The organism is Sulfitobacter sp. 1A13496, from assembly GCF_043557225.1.
GTDB classification, from domain to species: Bacteria; Pseudomonadota; Alphaproteobacteria; order Rhodobacterales; family Rhodobacteraceae; genus Sulfitobacter; species Sulfitobacter faviae.
The window spans coordinates 181,080-197,740 of sequence record NZ_JBIFFP010000006.1 but is presented as its reverse complement, the minus strand read 5'-3'; the positions used below and the strand labels follow the sequence as shown (position 1 = coordinate 197,740).

16 protein-coding genes are annotated in these 16,661 nt (G+C 64.4%); 10 read left to right on the top strand and 6 right to left on the bottom strand.

Annotated features, from left to right (window positions below; translation table 11 throughout):
- Positions 1–30 precede the first annotated feature (30 nt).
- Genes ACGYLX_RS14535 through ACGYLX_RS14525 form a run of 3 tightly spaced genes read left to right on the top strand, consistent with a single transcriptional unit; the run spans position 31 to position 3,334 of the window.
- Entirely contained in the window at positions 31–837 is an 807-nt protein-coding gene (locus ACGYLX_RS14535; protein WP_394442181.1) for an HpcH/HpaI aldolase/citrate lyase family protein, read from the top strand.
- The gene (locus ACGYLX_RS14530) at positions 834–2,375 is read left to right on the top strand and encodes an aldehyde dehydrogenase (NADP(+)) (RefSeq protein WP_394442184.1); all 1,542 of its coding nucleotides are present in this window, start codon (positions 834–836) and stop codon (positions 2,373–2,375) included. The genes ACGYLX_RS14535 and ACGYLX_RS14530 overlap by 4 nt, the downstream gene beginning before the upstream one ends.
- Positions 2,372–3,334 carry a 2-hydroxyacid dehydrogenase gene (locus tag ACGYLX_RS14525; protein ID WP_394442187.1) on the top strand — a complete coding sequence of 321 codons (963 nt, stop codon included), beginning with the start codon at positions 2,372–2,374 and terminating at the stop codon, positions 3,332–3,334. The genes ACGYLX_RS14530 and ACGYLX_RS14525 overlap by 4 nt, the downstream gene beginning before the upstream one ends.
- A gap of 38 nt (positions 3,335–3,372) precedes the next feature.
- On the opposite strand, the gene ACGYLX_RS14520 is transcribed toward ACGYLX_RS14525, so the two are convergent.
- From ACGYLX_RS14520 to ACGYLX_RS14500, 5 genes are read right to left on the bottom strand one after another with little or no spacing between them, the layout of a single operon-like run.
- The gene (locus ACGYLX_RS14520) at positions 3,373–3,687 is read right to left on the bottom strand and encodes an NIPSNAP family protein (RefSeq protein ID WP_271690331.1); all 315 of its coding nucleotides are present in this window, start codon (positions 3,685–3,687) and stop codon (positions 3,373–3,375) included.
- 25 nt (positions 3,688–3,712) lie between these two features.
- Positions 3,713–4,429 carry a FadR/GntR family transcriptional regulator gene (locus tag ACGYLX_RS14515; protein WP_067264865.1) on the bottom strand — a complete coding sequence of 239 codons (717 nt, stop codon included), beginning with the start codon at positions 4,427–4,429 and terminating at the stop codon, positions 3,713–3,715.
- 3 nt (positions 4,430–4,432) lie between these two features.
- Positions 4,433–5,134: a nickel pincer cofactor biosynthesis protein LarB gene (larB, locus tag ACGYLX_RS14510; RefSeq protein WP_394442192.1), complete on the bottom strand. Its 702-nt coding sequence runs from the start codon at positions 5,132–5,134 to the stop codon at positions 4,433–4,435.
- Positions 5,121–5,906 carry an adenine nucleotide alpha hydrolase gene (locus ACGYLX_RS14505; RefSeq protein ID WP_394450328.1) on the bottom strand — a complete coding sequence of 262 codons (786 nt, stop codon included), beginning with the start codon at positions 5,904–5,906 and terminating at the stop codon, positions 5,121–5,123. Before ACGYLX_RS14505 ends, larB begins: the two co-directional genes overlap by 14 nt.
- Complete coding sequence (locus tag ACGYLX_RS14500; RefSeq protein ID WP_394442198.1) at positions 5,903–6,658, bottom strand: FadR/GntR family transcriptional regulator; 756 nt, start codon at positions 6,656–6,658, stop codon at positions 5,903–5,905. The genes ACGYLX_RS14505 and ACGYLX_RS14500 overlap by 4 nt, the downstream gene beginning before the upstream one ends.
- A gap of 254 nt (positions 6,659–6,912) precedes the next feature.
- Here ACGYLX_RS14500 and ACGYLX_RS14495 point away from each other — a divergent pair, with 254 nt between their 5' ends.
- The 4 genes from ACGYLX_RS14495 (at position 6,913) to ACGYLX_RS14480 (ending at position 13,080) form a co-directional block, all read left to right on the top strand.
- Complete coding sequence (locus tag ACGYLX_RS14495; RefSeq protein WP_067263721.1) at positions 6,913–7,872, top strand: TAXI family TRAP transporter solute-binding subunit; 960 nt, start codon at positions 6,913–6,915, stop codon at positions 7,870–7,872.
- A 134-nt stretch (positions 7,873–8,006) separates the two neighbouring features.
- Positions 8,007–9,881 (top strand): TRAP transporter permease, encoded by a 1,875-nt coding sequence (locus ACGYLX_RS14490; RefSeq protein ID WP_394442201.1) that lies wholly within the window; start codon positions 8,007–8,009, stop codon positions 9,879–9,881.
- Positions 9,882–9,912: 31 nt separating this feature from the next.
- Complete coding sequence (locus ACGYLX_RS14485) at positions 9,913–11,619, top strand: thiamine pyrophosphate-binding protein (RefSeq protein ID WP_394442203.1); 1,707 nt, start codon at positions 9,913–9,915, stop codon at positions 11,617–11,619.
- A gap of 12 nt (positions 11,620–11,631) precedes the next feature.
- The gene (locus tag ACGYLX_RS14480) at positions 11,632–13,080 is read left to right on the top strand and encodes an FAD-binding oxidoreductase (RefSeq protein WP_394442206.1); all 1,449 of its coding nucleotides are present in this window, start codon (positions 11,632–11,634) and stop codon (positions 13,078–13,080) included.
- Between the two features lie 4 nt (positions 13,081–13,084).
- Here the strand turns inward: ACGYLX_RS14480 and ACGYLX_RS14475 are convergent, their stop codons facing one another.
- Positions 13,085–13,831: an SDR family oxidoreductase gene (locus ACGYLX_RS14475; RefSeq protein ID WP_394442209.1), complete on the bottom strand. Its 747-nt coding sequence runs from the start codon at positions 13,829–13,831 to the stop codon at positions 13,085–13,087.
- Between the two features lie 177 nt (positions 13,832–14,008).
- On the opposite strand from ACGYLX_RS14475, the gene ACGYLX_RS14470 reads away from it, so the two are divergent.
- The 3 genes from ACGYLX_RS14470 (at position 14,009) to ACGYLX_RS14460 (ending at position 16,660) form a co-directional block, all read left to right on the top strand.
- Positions 14,009–14,620: a TetR/AcrR family transcriptional regulator gene (locus ACGYLX_RS14470; protein ID WP_394450325.1), complete on the top strand. Its 612-nt coding sequence runs from the start codon at positions 14,009–14,011 to the stop codon at positions 14,618–14,620.
- A gap of 11 nt (positions 14,621–14,631) precedes the next feature.
- Positions 14,632–15,612: a zinc-binding dehydrogenase gene (locus ACGYLX_RS14465; RefSeq protein ID WP_394450323.1), complete on the top strand. Its 981-nt coding sequence runs from the start codon at positions 14,632–14,634 to the stop codon at positions 15,610–15,612.
- Between the two features lie 250 nt (positions 15,613–15,862).
- Positions 15,863–16,660 carry an urease accessory protein UreD gene (locus ACGYLX_RS14460; RefSeq protein WP_394442218.1) on the top strand — a complete coding sequence of 266 codons (798 nt, stop codon included), beginning with the start codon at positions 15,863–15,865 and terminating at the stop codon, positions 16,658–16,660.
- The last annotated feature ends 1 nt before the right edge of the window (position 16,661 follow it).

The following is a 16,661-nucleotide window of genomic DNA, read 5'->3' as shown; positions in this document are numbered from 1 at the left end:
TCGATACCATTTGAGGGAGGAGCCGCGAAAATGTCGGCAAAACCACTGAAACACACGCTCCGCCCCGGCAGCCGCCTGTCGGGCTTTTGGCTCTCGCTTTGCTCTCCTACGGTGACCGAGATCGCGGCGGGCAGCGGGATCGACTGGTTGTTGTTGGATATGGAGCATGCGCCCAACGATCTCAGCCAAATCACCGACCATCTGCGCGCGGCAGGCAGTGCCAATCCCGATGCGCAGATGATCGTGCGGATGCCCTCTTCCGATCAGACGATGACCAAACGGCTGCTGGATATCGGCGTGCGCAACCTGATGTTCCCGATGATCCAGACTGCCGAGGCCGCCCGCCAAGCCGTATCATGGACCCGCTACCCGCCCGAAGGGCTGCGCGGCATCTCGGCCACGATCCGCGCCAATGATTACGCGCGGCAAACCGATTACCTCAGCACCTATGCAGAGGCGCAATGCGTGATCGTGCAGGTCGAAACCCCCGAAGCGGTGGCCGAAATCCCCGCCATCGCCGCCGTGCCGGGGGTCGATGCGATCTTTATCGGGCCGGGGGACCTCTCCTCTGCGATGGGCCATACCGGCAACCCGATGCACCCCGATGTCCAAGACAAAATCCGCGAGGCGGTCGCGGCCATCCATGCCGCCGGGCTGCCTGCGGGCATCCTCGGCTATGGTGCCGATCTTGCGCAACGGTACTTTGATGAGGGTATCGAATTCGTCGCCATCGCAGGCGACGCTTGGCTGCTCACGCGGCAGATGGATGCGCTGGTGCAGACCATGGCGCAGCCCACCCCCACTTTGACACAGCAAACCCATAAGGATGGATCATGACCGCGGACAGCAAGAGATTTCACCCCCACGGCAAGCATCTGATCGCCGGCGAATGGGTCGGCGGCGGAGAGACCTTCGCCAATTCCCCCGCCACCGGCGAAAGCGACCAATTCCAAAGCGGCACCCCGGCCCATGTCGACCGGGCCTGCCAAGCGGCGGAGGAGGCTTTTTGGTCCTACGCCCATACCAGCCGCGAGACCCGCGCCGCCTTCCTCGACACCATCGCGGATGAGATGGAGGCCCGCGCCGAGACCATTACCGAGATCGGCACACGCGAATCCGGCCTGCCCGAAGCCCGTCTTCAGGGCGAACGGGGTCGGACAACCGGGCAGCTGCGCCTCTTTGCCGATCACATCCGCAAAGGCGCGCATCTCGACCGGTGCGTTGACGGCGCCCTGCCCGAACGCCAGCCGATGCCGCGCCCCGACATCCGCATGATCCAGCGCCCCATCGGGCCGGTTGCAGTCTTCGGCGCGTCGAACTTCCCGCTGGCCTTCTCCACCGCGGGCGGCGACACCGCCGCGGCGCTGGCGGCGGGCTGCCCGGTCGTGGTCAAGGGCCACTCCGCCCACCCTGGCACGGGGGAGATCGTCGCCGAAGCGATCCACGCGGCGATCCAGAAATGCGACATCCACCCCGGCGTCTTCTCTCTGATCCACGCCAACAGCCGCGAGGTGGGGCAGACGCTGGTGCAGCACCCGCTGATCAAGGCCGTGGGCTTTACCGGATCGCTCGGCGGGGGGCGCGCACTCTTTGATCTCTGCGCCCAACGCCCCGAGCCGATCCCCTTCTTTGGCGAGTTGGGATCGGTGAACCCGATGTTCGTTCTGGCCGAGGCCACCCGAAACCGCGGCGCGGAAATCGGCGCTGGCTGGGCCGGGTCGCTGACCATGGGCGCGGGGCAGTTCTGCACCAACCCCGGCATCGCGGTCGTGGCCAAAGGGGCCGAAGGCGACGCATTCGTCGCCGCCGCGAAAGAGGCGCTTGAGCAGGTCGGCCCGCAGGTCATGCTGACCGACGGCATCGCCCAAGCCTACCGCGACGGCAAGGAACGTTTCACCGGGCGCAACGCCGTCCGCGCGCTGGTCAGCACCGACAGCGACGGCCGCGCCGCCCAGCCGAACCTGTTTGAAACCGACGCCGATACCTACCTGCAAGACCACGCGCTTGGGGAGGAGGTCTTTGGCCCCTTGGGACTGGTGCTGCGGGTGTCCTCGGGCGATGAGATGCAAGAGCTCGCCAAAGGGTTCGAGGGGCAATTGACCGCGACGCTCCAGATGGACGAGGGTGACACCGACGCCGCCAAGGCGCTGATGCCCATCCTTGAACGCAAGGCGGGCCGGGTGCTGGTGAACGGCTTCCCCACCGGGGTCGAGGTTTGTGACGCCATGGTGCATGGCGGCCCCTACCCGGCCTCTACCAACTTTGGCGCGACTTCCGTCGGCACCATGGCGATCCGCCGCTTCCTGCGGCCCGTGTCCTACCAAAACCTGCCCGAGGCGCTATTGCCCGAAGACCTGCGCGGAGCCTCGGCATGAGCGGCGGGTTGATCGGCCCCGTCGCCGTGCTCGACGCGATGCCGCAGGACATGCAAGACAAGGTGCGCGGCTATGCCGAAGGGCTCGACCTGCGCTTTGCGGCCTCTTTCTCGGAAGCGGACTTTGCCGAAGCGGTAAAGGGGGCAGCCTATATCGTCCCACGCGGGCGGGGGCTTCCGGCTGAGGTCTTGCGGGGGGCCGATAGCGTGCGCCTCGTGCATCAATGGGGCACCGGGTATGACAAAATCCCCTTGGATGTCGCGCGCGAGATGGGTGTTCCGGTCGCGCGCAGCCCCGGGGTCAACGCGCCCACCATCGCGGATCTGACCATCGGCATGATGATCTCCGCGCTGCGCCGCATTCCGCTGCACTACAACAACACCCGCGCGGGCAAATGGATCGTGCCCGAAATCGTCCCCGGGGCGCGGGATCTCAGCAGTCAGAAGGTCGGGCTGATCGGCTTTGGCGCCATTGGGCAGCTTGTCGCGAAACGGCTGACGGGCTTTGACTGCGAGGTGCTCTACTATCGCCGCTCGGGGCCCGCCGAAGGCACCAGCGCGCGCTATGCAGACCGCGATGAAATCCTTGAAACCTGCGATATCGTCAGCCTGCACATGCCGCTGACCGATGCGTCACACCACACTATTGGGGCGGATGAACTGACGCGAATGAAATCGGATGCCCTCTTGGTGAACACCGGGCGCGGCGGGCTGATCGACGAGGCGGTCCTGATCGACACGTTGACCCACAAGCGTATCGCCGGGGCGGCACTGGATGTCTTTACCCAAGAACCGGTGGAGCCGGACAACCCGCTGCTACGTCTCGATAACGTCCTGCCGCTGCCGCATATCGGCGGCCATAGTGAGGACAACCTCAGGCGCATGGTCGGCCATTGGGCGGGCAACATCCGCGCCTTCCACGAAGGGCGCGGCATCGACGAGGCCTGCCTCGTGACCTGAAGACTGCCCCGGCCTGACCTCTCAGGCCGGGGCGCGGCTTAACCCTCTAGCGGCACGGGCATCAGGATCTTATTGGTCTGGCTCACCAAATACCCCGCCTCGGCGCTTTTCTTGAGATAGGCCTGCCACTCAGGATCCGCCGCCATCTGCGCCCGACGGGCGGCACGGTCGGCAGCGTCCTTATAGGCCCAGATATGCACGAAGGAATTCACGTCGCCCGTCTCGACCTGCGCATAGATCACCGGCTCGCCCAGGATGCGGCGCTGCGCCGGAAAGCCGAATTCGGCATAGAGCGCGAGGTGTTTCTTGATCGTGCCGGGGCGGCAGCAATAGGTGCGGTGGTCGTAGATCATGGGGTGGTCTTTCTGCTTGCTTGGGTCATGCGATACCGGCGTGGTCGGTGATCCGGGCCCGCGCCTGCAAAAGGTGATAGGCCATCGACACGCCTGCGACTTCGCTGTCGCCCGCGCGGATCGCTTCGAGGATTTGCCGATGTTCGCTGATCACCACGTCGATCCGCGCCTGGGAGCCTTGGCGCGTCAGCTTTTGCGCCACGTCGATCCCCTGTTCGATCGAACCGCGGGCGCAATCCAGCATCTGCACGAAAACCTCATTGCCCGAAGCCGCCGCGATGGCGCGGTGGAATTGGTAATCGGCGTCAAAGGACGGGTCGCGCGCCTGCATCGATGCCTCCAGCGTCTGCAAGGCTGCCTCGATCCGGGCGATATCCTTGGGGCTGGCGCGCTGCGCGGCCATGCGGGCGGTGGCCTTTTCGATCGTGATCCGCGCCTCCATCGCGCGCATCAGCCCGGCGACGGAACCCGCCGTGGCATATTCGATCAGCTTTTCCGAAGGCCGCCGCCGCACGAAGGTGCCCACGCCGCGCCGCGCTTCGACCAGACCGTCCTCTTGCAGCTTGCGCAGCGCCTCACGCACCACGGGCCGCGACACGCCAAAGGCGGTGGCGATCTGGTTCTCCGAAGGCAGCTTTTCTCCCTGCACCAGCTTGTTAGACACGATCTGCTCAAGGACCTGCCCGTAGAGCTGGTCGGCCAAAGTCTGCCGTTTCTTGATCTTCAGTTTCGGTGCTGTCACCGGCTACCCTCCCGCCGCGGCGCGGCGCATCATATTGGCCAGCCGCAGCGCCGATGTTGCGGCCCCATAGCCGTTGTCGATGTTCACCACCGTCACCCCCGGTGCGCAGCTGGCGAGTATCGAATCGAGCGCGACCCTCCCGCCGCGGGCGACACCATAGCCGACGGAGGTCGGCACACCAATGACCACCCCCGGCACCAGCCCCGCCACGACCGAAGGCAAGGCCGCGTCCATCCCGGCAAAGACGATGACCACGTCCATCTCGCGCAGCAACTCTTCCCGCGCGAGCAGACGCCACAGCCCGGCCACGCCCACGTCCGAAACCTCGGTCGCCGCCATCCCGCCATAGGCCAGCGTGCGCCGCGCCTCGGCCATGGGGGCGTAATCAGAGGTGCCCGCACTGACGAGGGCGATGCGCGGGGTGCTGGCCAAGGACCCGATCTCTCCCAAAATGGCGGTGCGCGAGGCGGCGCAGTAATCGACCTGTTGCGCCGCGTCGGCGGGCAGGGAGGCAAACTGCTCTGCCGTCAGCCGGGTCAGCAACAGCCTGCGCCCCTCTGCCGCCGCATCGCCGATGATCGCGGCGATCTGCGCCACCGACTTATGCTCACAAAGCACGGCCTCTTCGATGCCGATACGCCCCCCGCGGCCCCGGTCAAAGGTCACGTCTGGATGCCCGTCGGGGCCGGTCTTAGTGATGGACAAATGCACTTCCTCTTGAATAGGCCCGCAGATCGACCGCGCGCCCGTCATCCGTGGCCTGCCGAACCTGCGTCAATATCGCTGCACGTTTCTGGGCGGAGAGGTCTTCGTAAACAGACGGATCAAGCTCCACCACCCAGCCCCCACGCAGCAGACGGCAGCGCAGGGTGATATTGCCCAACTCTGCACGCAGCAGGGTCTCTACCCGGTCGATCACCGCCAGATTCGCCGGCTCCACCCGCAGACCGGTCTCGATCCGGCTGGCCAAACAGGGGGCGGCTGGCAGTTCCGCCAGATCCCCCAGCCCAAGTGCGCGGGCCAAGGCGCGCACATCCGACTTGGACATCTGCGCCTCAACGAAAGGGTGCAGCACGCCGTGTTCCGCCGCGGCTTGCAGGCCGGGGCGGTAGTCCGACAGATCATCGGTATTGGTGCCCGCCGCCACCAGCGGCCCCATCCGCGCCAAGGTGCCATAGAGGTTCGACTTGCAGAAATAACAGCGATTGAACGGGTTGGCGCGATAGGCGGGATCGGCGAACTCCCCCGCGTCAACCAGCTTCATCGGCAGGTCCCATTCGGTGGCGAAATCCTTCACCCGCGCGGTTGCCGCCGCCGGAACGGCGGGTGAAACCGCATGGCAAAGCGTCACGCCCGCCGCGCCGCGCACCTTGGCCGCAGCGGCCGAGAGCGTCAGGCTGTCGATCCCCCCGCTGAGCGCGATGGTCAGTGAGGCGGGCCGCGCGAGGGCGGCGTGGAGGGCGGCAGGAATGGTCACTCTGCCAGCCCGTCCTCGGTCTTGAGCTGTGCCAAGAGCCGCCCGCTCGACATCTGGAGGTGGTCGCGCATCCGCTGGCGGGCGCGTTCCGCGTCACCCTCAAGGATAGAGGCTGCGATGTCGTAGTGTTCCTGTATCGCATCCCGGCTTTCGCCACCGCGTTTCAACGCTTGCAGCCGCCCGGCCAGCATCGTCTCGCGCAGGCTGGCGACAAGATAGTTGAACAGGCTGAGGTAATAGCTGTTGCCCGTCGCCTCGCAAACCGCGCGGTGAAAATCGAGGTCGGCAGTGACCCCTGCCGCCACTGCCGGCCCACCGATCTTGTTGCTTTGATCATAGGCGGCGGCGGCACGCTCAATCTCCGCGCGGGCCTCTGGGGTGGCGCGGGCGGCGGCGATGGCAGCGGCTTCGATCTCAAGCCCCATGCGCAGCTCTAGGATCTGTTCGAGCTTGCGCTGGCTTTCCATGTCACGTTCAGGAATCGCAAAGCCCTGACGGGGCCGGTCGCTGGCGACAAAGGCCCCCCGGCCCTGACGGCTCGACAACATGCCTTCGGCCTTGAGGCGCGACACCGCCTCGCGGATCACCGTGCGGCTCACGTCGAAATCGCTGGCCAATGTGGTTTCGGAGGGCAGCACATCGCCCACGTTCCACACGCCGTTCACCACGTTGTGGCGCAGCACCTCCGTCACCTGATCGCTTAGCGTGGCACCATCGACGAGGGGCACGGTCGCCTGAAGATTTGCAGCCATAATAACAACTTCTTTTCACCGATTGGACCACCTGTATGACAAGCTGTCAATAATCAGAAGGTAGGGTCATTCCCAGCATTACAACCAGAATACAACATTACAAGTAAGATGAAATCCCCATAAATTTGTATTTTTAATTGACAGGCTAGAGATTCCCCCGCAGTCTGCGGATCACGGCAAGAGGATGTCAGGGGGGAGCCCGGAAACCCATCCAGTAGCTGCCGACACACAGTCAAAACTCGGGAGGAGTTTCTATGTCACCGTTCTTCAAATCGATCCGCCGCACCACAGCGGCCACCATCCTTTTCGCCGTCGCAGGCGCCGCCGCCCATGCGCAGAGCTTTGTCATGGCGACCGGCCAGCAGGGCGGGTCGTGGTATCCCGTGGGCGGCGCGATCAAGGCGATTGTGGAGCGTGAGAACCCCGATATGGACATCACCGTCACGCCGGGTGCGGGCGTGTCGAATGTGGTCGGCGTGGACGCGGGCCGCTTTGGCATCGCCTTCGCCAACTCGATCTCGACCGTGGATAGCCTGTCGGGCAAAGAGCCGTTCCGCAAGGCCACGACCAATGTCTGCAACCTTGGCATTCTTTATCCGCAGTATTTCCAGATCGTCGCGCTTGAGGATTCGGGCATCAAGACGATCGCCGACATGAAGGGCAAACGCCTGACCACGCAACAGCTTGGCAACACTGGCGAATTCCTGACACGCGAGCTTTTGTCGACCGCCGACATGACCTTTGATGACCTCGACAGCGTCGCCAACACTTCCTATTCCGACTCCGCCTCGCAGATGAAAGACGGTCAGGCCGATTTCTTCACGCTGGGGTCGTCGCTGCCGACAGGTTCGGTCATGGATCTGGCGTCCTCCCGCAAGATTCGCCTGATCGACGTGGATGAAGAGACCTTCCAGTACTTCAAAGACAAGAACGCCGCCTTCCAGCGCCGCGAAGTCAAGGCAGGCGCCTACCCCGGTTTCGATGAGACCGTGCATGCGATCAGCTACGACACCCATATGGTCGCGCCCTGCGACTATGACGGTGAGATCGTCAAATCCGTGCTCGCCGCGATTGCCGACAACAACGACAGCTTCGCCGCGATCAGCAAATCCATGGCGAACCTGACGGTCGAGGAAATGGCCACCGACATCGGCGTGCCCTTCCACCCCGCCGCGAAAGAGTTCTACGCAGAGCGTGGCGTCTCGGGGATGTAATTCCCTTCCGACACGAAACGGGTCGGTCGGAGCCAAGCGCTTCGTCCGGCCCACATCCATAAGGTCCCTGCGCCCCGTGCATTCCGCGCGCTGACACACAGAGGCCGCCTTCCACTCTAGACGCGAGAACCCCCATGCAACTGTCGATCCTTCTGGACAAGATGCCCCTGATTACCCGCATAGCAAGGCTGATCCTGGTCGGTATGGCTGTGTGGCATCTCTACGTCGCCTTCGTCGGCCCGCCCAACCCCTATATCATGCGCGGCGTGCACGTCGCTCTGGCGCTTTTGCTGATCTTCCTGACCGTCAACCGCAAGGGGCTGCGCAACGATGTGCCGCGCTGGTATGACGTGGTGCTTGGGCTGGTTGCCTTGGGCGCGGCGCTCTATCCGTCCTTCAACCTCAACTACATCACGCAGCGCTTTCTCTACGTCGATCCGCTGATGCCGATGGACATTGTGGTGGGGATCACGCTGGTCGTCCTGTTGCTTGAGGCCACGCGCCGGATGCTGGGGCCGATGCTGCCGATCACGGCGCTGCTGTTTCTCGGCTACGGCCTCGCCTTCACCTCGACCCTGCCCTCGGTGATCCTTGAGCAGTTGTTCATGACGCCCGAAGGCATCTTCGGCATCCCGATCGCGGTTTCCGCGACCTATATGGTGCTTTTCATCCTCTTCGGTTCCTTGGTCGAGCGGATGGGCGTGGGCCAGCTCTTCATGGATTTCGCGGTGGCGCTTACCGGGCGGCAGGTCGGTGGTCCGGCCAAGGTGGCCTGTGTGACCTCGGGCCTCTTCGGGTCGGTGTCCGGCTCTGCCGTAGCCAATGTGATGACGACCGGCACCTTCTCCATCCCGCTGATGAAACGCATGGGGTTCAAACCCGCCTTCTCCGGCGCAGTCGAAGCCGTGGCCTCGACCGGGGGGCAGATCATGCCGCCCGTCATGGGGGCTGCGGCCTTTGTCATGGCCGAATACCTCGGCGTGGGATACCTCACGGTTGCGAAATACGCGCTGGCGCCCGCGATCCTGTTCTATGTGGCCCTCTTCGCTGCGGTCCACTTTGAGGCCAAGCGCAAGGGCATCGGTTCGGTCCCGAAAGAGGATCAAGTGCCGCTGAAAACCGTGCTGCTTGAACGCGGCCACCTGTTCCTGCCGCTGGCGATCATCGTGGGCGTGTTGATGCTGGGCTATTCGGCCCCCTATGCGGCGCTTTGCGGTATTGTGTCGGTCGTGCCCGTGGCGGCGCTGCGCAAGACGACACGGCATTACGTCACCGTCGACAACATCCTCGAAGCGCTCGAAGGCGGTGCCCGTAACGTGCTGGCGATTGCCGCGGCCTGTGCCTGTGCGGGCATCGTCGTCGGCGTGATCGACATCACCGGCCTTGGCCTGACCTTCTCGAACTTCGTGATCGAAGCGGCCCAAGACACGCTGGTCATCGCGCTCTTCCTGTCGATGATCGCGGGCATCATCCTTGGCATGGGGATGCCGACCACACCGGCCTATATCGTGCAGGTCGCCCTGCTGGTGCCGGCACTGGTGAAACTGGGCGTGCAGGTCGAAGCGGCGCATCTCTTCGTGTTCTACTTCGCCATCCTGTCGGCCATCACACCCCCCGTCGCCATGGCGGTCTATGCGGCCAACACCCTGTCGCACGCCAAGATCGTCGAGGCGAGCTGGGCCGCGGTGAAACTCGGGGCGACCGGCTTTATCGTGCCCTTCATGTTCGTCTATGAACCGGCGATCCTGATGCAGGGTTCGGCCACCCAAATCACCTTGGTCCTGTTGCAGGCCACCATTGGCGTCATCTTGCTGGCCGCCGCCCTGCAACGCTACTACTTTGGCCAACTGTCAAATGTGCTGTCGGTGGTGCTTTTCGCAGCGTCGCTCTTGCTGATCTATCCCGATCTGCGGCTCACCGCCTCGGGGCTGGTCATCGCGGGCGTTATCCTGGCCTTCCAAAAGGCCAGGAACCCCAGCCCGAAAAGCCAAGCGGCCACACATACTTAAATCTCAGAACGAACGAAACGGAGCCTTCTCCATGCTGCAAAAAACATCCCTCAAGGCGCGGACCGGCGGACAGGTCCTTGTGGATCAGCTTTTGATCCACGGCGCCGACACCGCCTATTGCGTGCCCGGCGAAAGCTACCTTGAGGTGCTGGACGCGCTGCATGACGTGCAGGACCGTTTCAACCTGATCAACGCGCGGCACGAAGCCGGGGCCGCGAATATGGCCGAGACCTATGGCAAGCTCACCGGCAAACCCGGCATCTGTATGGTCACCCGCGGCCCCGGCGCCTGCCACGCGGCCATCGGGGTGCATATCGCGCAGCAAGACAGCACGCCGATGATCCTGCTCGTTGGCCAGATCGCCCGCGACACCACCGACCGCGAAGCCTTTCAGGAAGTCGACTACCGCGCCATGTTCGGCCCCATCGCCAAATGGGCCACCCAGATCGACGACCCGGCGCGGGTGCCGGAATATATGGCCCGCGCCTTCCGCGTGGCGACCTCGGGCCGCCCCGGCCCGGTGGTGATCTCCCTGCCCGAAGACATGCTAACCGAGGTGGTTTCCGTGGCCGATGCGCGGCCCTATACGGCCACCCATGCGGGGCTATCGCCCGATGGCCTCGATATGCTCAAGACCGAGATCGCGCAGGCCGAACGGCCCCTGCTGCTGCTCGGCGGCTCCGGCTGGTCGGATGAGAGTGCGGCGGCCATCACCCGCTTTGCCGAGGCCAACAAGATCCCCGTCACCACCTCTTTCCGGCGACAGGACATCGTGAACAACCTCTCGCCGGTCTATGCAGGCGATTTCGGCACCTCTACCGCGCCCAGCCTCTACGCGCATCAACGCGAAGCGGATTTGTTCATCGTGATCGGCGCGCGTTTGGGCGAGATGACGACCAAGACCTACACCACCATGCAATCGCCCAACCCCGAGACCCGCCTGGTGCATCTCTATCCGGAGGCGGATGAGATCGGCCGCGTCTATTCGCCGGATTTGGGCATCGCGGCGGCGCCCGTCGCTGTGGCCGCTGCCTTGTCCGGCGTCGATCTGGGCCGGGCAGAAGCATGGGGCGATTGGTGCGACAAGCTGCATGCCGATTACCTCACCGATACCGAAGCACCCAATGGCGGCGACTGGGATCTCGACATGGGGGTGGCCCTTGCGCAACTGCGCGATGAGCTGCCCGACGACGTGGTGGTCACGCTCGACGCGGGCAACCACACCGGCTGGGCGCAGCGGTTCCTGCGCTTTGGCCGCCCGGGCCGGATCGTCGGCTCCACCTGTGGCGCGATGGGCTATTCCGTGCCCGCCGCCGTCGCGGCCTCGATTGCTGAACCGGAGCGTCTGACGCTGTCCTTTGTGGGCGATGGCGGCTTTATGATGAGCGGCAATGAACTCGCCACCGCCGCGCAATATGGCGGGCGGCCCATCGTGCTGCTGTTCAACAACGGCATCTACGGCACCATTCGCATGCACCAAGAACGCGACCACCCCGAACGCATCTCGGGCACCACCTTGCAGAACCAAGACTTCGTAAAGATGGCCGAAGGTCTGGGCGCCCATGCCGAACGGGTGACCAAGACCGAGGATTTCGCCGCCGCCTTCACCCGCGCCCGCGAGAGTGGCCGTCCGGCGCTGATCGAACTGGTGACCGACCCCGAGCAGATCTCGACCCGCACCACGATCAGCAAGCTGCGCGCCGCGGCTCAGAAAAAAGTCGATGCCGACCAGCGCTGAAGGATGACCCAGATGACGACCCTGACCGCGCCGCGCCGCGCAGATGATACGGACGCGCAAGACCACGCCGCCTTGCTCGATGCGCTGCGCGATGCCATTGGCCCTGCCCATGTGGTGACCGACGCCAAGGATTTCGATGCGCGGCTGATTGAAGACCGCGGGCTGCGGCGCGGCACGGCGCTGGCGCTGATCCGCCCCGGCTCAACCGAAGAGGTCGCCGCCTGCATGCGTCTGTGCCATGCCGCTGAGGTGCCGGTCACGCCGCAGGGCGGCAACACCGGCCTTGCGGGGGGCGGCGTGCCCGATGGCGGCATTATCCTCACGACCGACCGGCTGAACCGTATCCGCGCGGTCGATCCGACCAATGCCACGATGACGGTCGAGGCGGGCTGCATCCTCGCCAATATCCAAGCGGCGGCGGATGAGGTCGACGCGCTCTTTCCGCTCTCGCTCGCCTCTGAAGGGTCCTGCCAGATCGGCGGCAATCTTTCGACCAACGCGGGCGGGACGGCGGTGCTGCGCTATGGCAATACCCGCGACCTCGTGCTGGGGATCGAAGCGGTGCTGCCCGATGGCCGGGTGCTGAATGACCTGAACGGCCTGCGGAAAAACAACACCGGCTTTGACCTCAAACACCTCTTTATCGGCGCCGAAGGCACGCTTGGCATCATCACAGCGGCGGTGATCAAACTCTTTCCCAAACCCACCGCCCGGGCCACCGCGCTGGTGGCCTGCACCGGCCCCGATCCGGCGCTCGCGCTCTATGCGCGGATGCGCGGCCAGACCGCCGACACGCTTTCGACATTCGAGTATATCGACCGGCTGGGCCTGCAAATGGTGATCGACCACGCGCCCGGCTGTAGCGATCCGATGGCCGAGGCGCATCCCGCCTATTGCCTGATCGAACTCACCGGCAATGGCGCGCAGACAGACCTCGACGCCCGGCTGGAAACCGCATTGGAAGCGGCTTTCGAGGCGGAGGAGATCATCGACGCCGTGATCGGCGCCTCGGAGGCGCAGAAAGACGCGCTTTGGGCGCTGCGAGAGAACCTGTCAGAGGCGCAGAAACCCGAAGGCGCGTCGATCAAACATGACGTTTCGGTCCCGGTGTCGCGCGTGGCAGATTTCATCCGCGAGGCGACCCAAGCCTGTATGGATCACATGCCCGGCCTGCGACCCTGCCCCTTTGGCCATTTCGGCGACGGCAACCTGCATTTCAACCTGTCGCGCCCGGTGGATATGGCGGATGCGGCGTTCCTTGCCGAATACGGGGCCTTCAACCGGATCGTGCATGATATCGTGCACCAGATGGGCGGCTCTTTCTCGGCGGAACATGGCATCGGCACCTTTAAACGCGCCGAGCTGCGCCGGTATAAAGACCCGGTCGCGCTGGAGTTGATGGCGCAGATCAAGGCCACCCTCGACCCGGGCCATTTGATGAACCCGGGCAAGGTGCTTTGACCGCTTAGCCGCGCCCCGCGAAGGGCATTTTGGTGGCCATCACGGTGACGAACATGGCATTGGAGTCGAGCGACAGCTTTGCCATGTAGGACAGCGTTTCGGCCACATCGTTCACATCCATGCGCGGCTCGGACATGCGGCTGCCGTTGGGTTGCAGAATGCCGTCTGCCATCCGCTCGGTCATCTCGCTCGCCGCATTGCCGATGTCGATCTGTCCGCAGGCGATGTCATGCGCCCGCCCGTCGAGCGACAGCGCGCGGGTCAACCCGGTGATCGCATGTTTCGTCGCCGTATAGGGCACCGACAGAGGGCGCGGGACATGGGCGCTGATCGAGCCGTTGTTGATGATCCGCCCGCCCTTGGGGCTCTGCCGTTTCATCAGGGCAAAAGCCGCGCGGGCGCAGAGGAATGACCCGGTCAGATTGGTCGCGACGATGTCGTTCCACTCCGCCACGCTTAAGCCGTCCACCTCGACCGCCGAGCCATTGCGCCCGGCATTGTTGAACAGCAGATCCAGCCGCCCAAAGGTCGTCTCCACCCGCTCGAAAAGCGCGTCGACCTCCGCCTCGACGCCCACATCGGCGGCCACGGCGATATGCCCCTGCCCGTCGAGCGTCGCGCAGGCTGCGTCGATCTTATCCTGCCGCCGCCCCGTGAGCACGAGGGTGAAACCGTCCTTCGCCAAACGCTGCGCACAGGCAAGGCCCACCCCGCTTCCGGCCCCTGTTATCAGAGCAATCTTTTGATCCATCTTCTCATTCCATCCCTGTCATCGCCCTGCGGGCCGTTGTGTGGAATCTAATATATATGATCGCGCAAGAATAGATTTTTTCGCTATTTTCTGGTTTGGCGCCTCGTTCAACTTGGCCGCCTCACATTCGCGCGAGCGCACTAGACGACCGGTCTATTATTCCTTAGATGCCCCGGTATGACAGAGGTAAAGAAATCAGATCAGACGCGGCAACGCATCTTGGACGTAGGGCGCAGCCTCGTGCTGCGGCACGGGTTCTCTGGCGTTGGCCTGTCGCGCATTCTGAGCGAAAGCGGCGTGCCCAAGGGCTCTTTCTACTATTACTTCGCGTCGAAAGAGGCTTTTGGCACCGCAATGCTGGCAGATTACGTCGAGGCCTATCTCGATCGCGTCGATGCGCTGATCGCGGCTCCGGGAACGGCGGGCGACAAGCTCGACAGTTTCTGGGATGCATGGCTCAGCCAATCCAGCGCCCCGGGGATCGCCAGCGCCTGTTTGGTGGTGAAACTCGGATCCGAAGTCGCCGACCTGTCGGAAACGATGCGCGAAACGCTCGATCAGGGTGTCGATGCTTTGGTCGCCCGCATTGCCCAATTGCTGCGCCAAGGCGCAGAGGATGGGACCGTTCGTGTGCTCGAAAACCCCGAGACCACAGCCCGCATGCTCTATGCGAAATGGCTCGGCGCTGCGGTGCTGGCCAAACTGGCACGCAGCGATGCGCCCCTGCGCATGGCGCGCGCTGAAACCTCTGCCCAACTCTCCCCCACTGGGGGCCAATTCCCAACCTGAAAGGAAACAGCATGTTCGCTGCCATCCACGACACATTCGGCGAGCCCGCCGAGGTTCTGACCACCCGCGAAACCGACAAGCCCGCGCCCGCCGCTGGCGAAGCGCTGCTGCGCATGGTGCTCTCGCCCATCCACAACCACGACCTTTGGACCGTGCGCGGCAACTATGGCTACAAGCCCGACCTGCCCGGCGCCATCGGCGGCTCCGAAGCGCTTGGCATTGTCGAAGCCGTGGGCGAAGGCGTTGATGAGGCGCTGATCGGCAAACGCGTCACCGCCGCTGGCTTCCACGGCGCATGGGCCGAATATTTCACCGCCCCCGCCGCGGGCCTGCTGCCCCTGCCTGAGGCGATCTCGGACGAAGCGGGCGCGCAGTTGATCGCCATGCCCTTCAGCGCCCTGTCCCTGTTGGAAACCCTCAAGGTCGGCGAAGGCGATTGGCTGGTCCAAACCGCCGCCAATGGCGCAGTCGGCAAAATCATGGTCGGTCTGGCCAAGGCGCGGGGTGTCAAATTGCTGAACCTCGTCCGCCGCGAAGGTGCCGCCGAAGAGATGCGCGACACCGGCGCGGAACATGTCCTCTCCACCGAAGATGCGGATTGGAAGAGCAAAGCGCGTGAGTTGATCGGCAAAGAGGGCGCGGTCTCGGCCATTGATTCCGTCGGCGGTGAGTTGGGCGGTCAACTGGTCGAACTGCTGGGCAAGGACGGTGAGTTGATCGTCTTCGGCACGGCGACGGGCCAGCCGCTCTCCATGTCTTCGGGCGAATTGATCATGAAGCACATCACCGTCAAAGGCTTCTGGGGCTCGCGCGTGAGCGGCGAGATGGCGGCTGAGACGCGGGGCCGCCTGATTGGCGAATTGGTGCAACTGGCCGCGAAGGGCCAACTGCCCCTCGACACCGGCGGCATCTACCCGCTGGCCGAGGTGACCGAAGCGATGAAATCCGCGCTGACCACGGGCCGTGGCGGCAAGGTCATGCTGCGCCCGTGATCGGGATTTGACGACAGCGGCGGCCCTCCCTCCCCGGGGCCGCCGCCCCATGCGCGGAATGCCCAAGTTTCAGACAGCACCGCGATTTGTCGCCCATTTTTCAAGCAAACCCGCCCTGCAGGCGGCTCTGAACCGCCTCGGCGATGACTCTCCCCCGTCTCTATGGTGATTAAAAAATCATCAGACTTTACCGGGCGGAGCGTTCCTCATTCTCATCGACAGCAGCATAAACAGCCCCCAAGCGACCCCGGTGCAGCCGCGCGCTATTGGTGCTGCGATGGTCTCGGCCAAGGCTGCGCGGGGCGGGTCGACAATCGGCGAATTGCGCCAGTCGGGCGCGATGAAACTTCTCTTCCCCCGCCCCGACCCCGCGCTGTTGCAAGCAATCATCATTAATTCCGCAGGCGGCATCACCGGCGGCGATAGTTTTTCCTTGACGGCCCGTGCAGAGGCGCAAGCGGCGCTCAGCCTCACCACGCAGGCCGCCGAACGCGCCTATCGCGCGCAACCGGGGCAAGTGGCAGCGCTGCGCAACACCCTCACCGTCGACACCGGCGCGACGCTGCATTGGCTGCCGCAAGAGACCATTCTCTACGACGGATGCGCCCTGCGGCGGCATCTGACGGTCGACCTGGCGCAAGACGCCTCTCTCCTGCTGGTGGAGCCGCTGGTCTTTGGCCGCGCCGCTATGGGCGAAACCCTGCGTCATGCCTATTTCCGCGACCGGATCGAGGTCAACCGCGCGGGCCAGCCGCTTTTTCACGACGCGATGACACTCAGCGGCGATGTCACCGCCCATCTGGCGGCCCCGCACATCGCGGCCGGGGCAGGTGCCCTTGCCACGCTGATCTATGTGGCCCCCGATGCCGAAGCGCGGCTACCCCGGCTCCGCGCCCAATTGCCCGACAGCGCCGGGGCCAGCCTGATCGGCCCTGACCTGCTGGTCGCTCGGATCCTCGCCGCAGATAGTTTCGACCTTCGCCAATCACTCGTCCCGATTTTGGGCGCGCTGAGCGGTGACACCCTTCCCCGATCATGGATGACCTGAC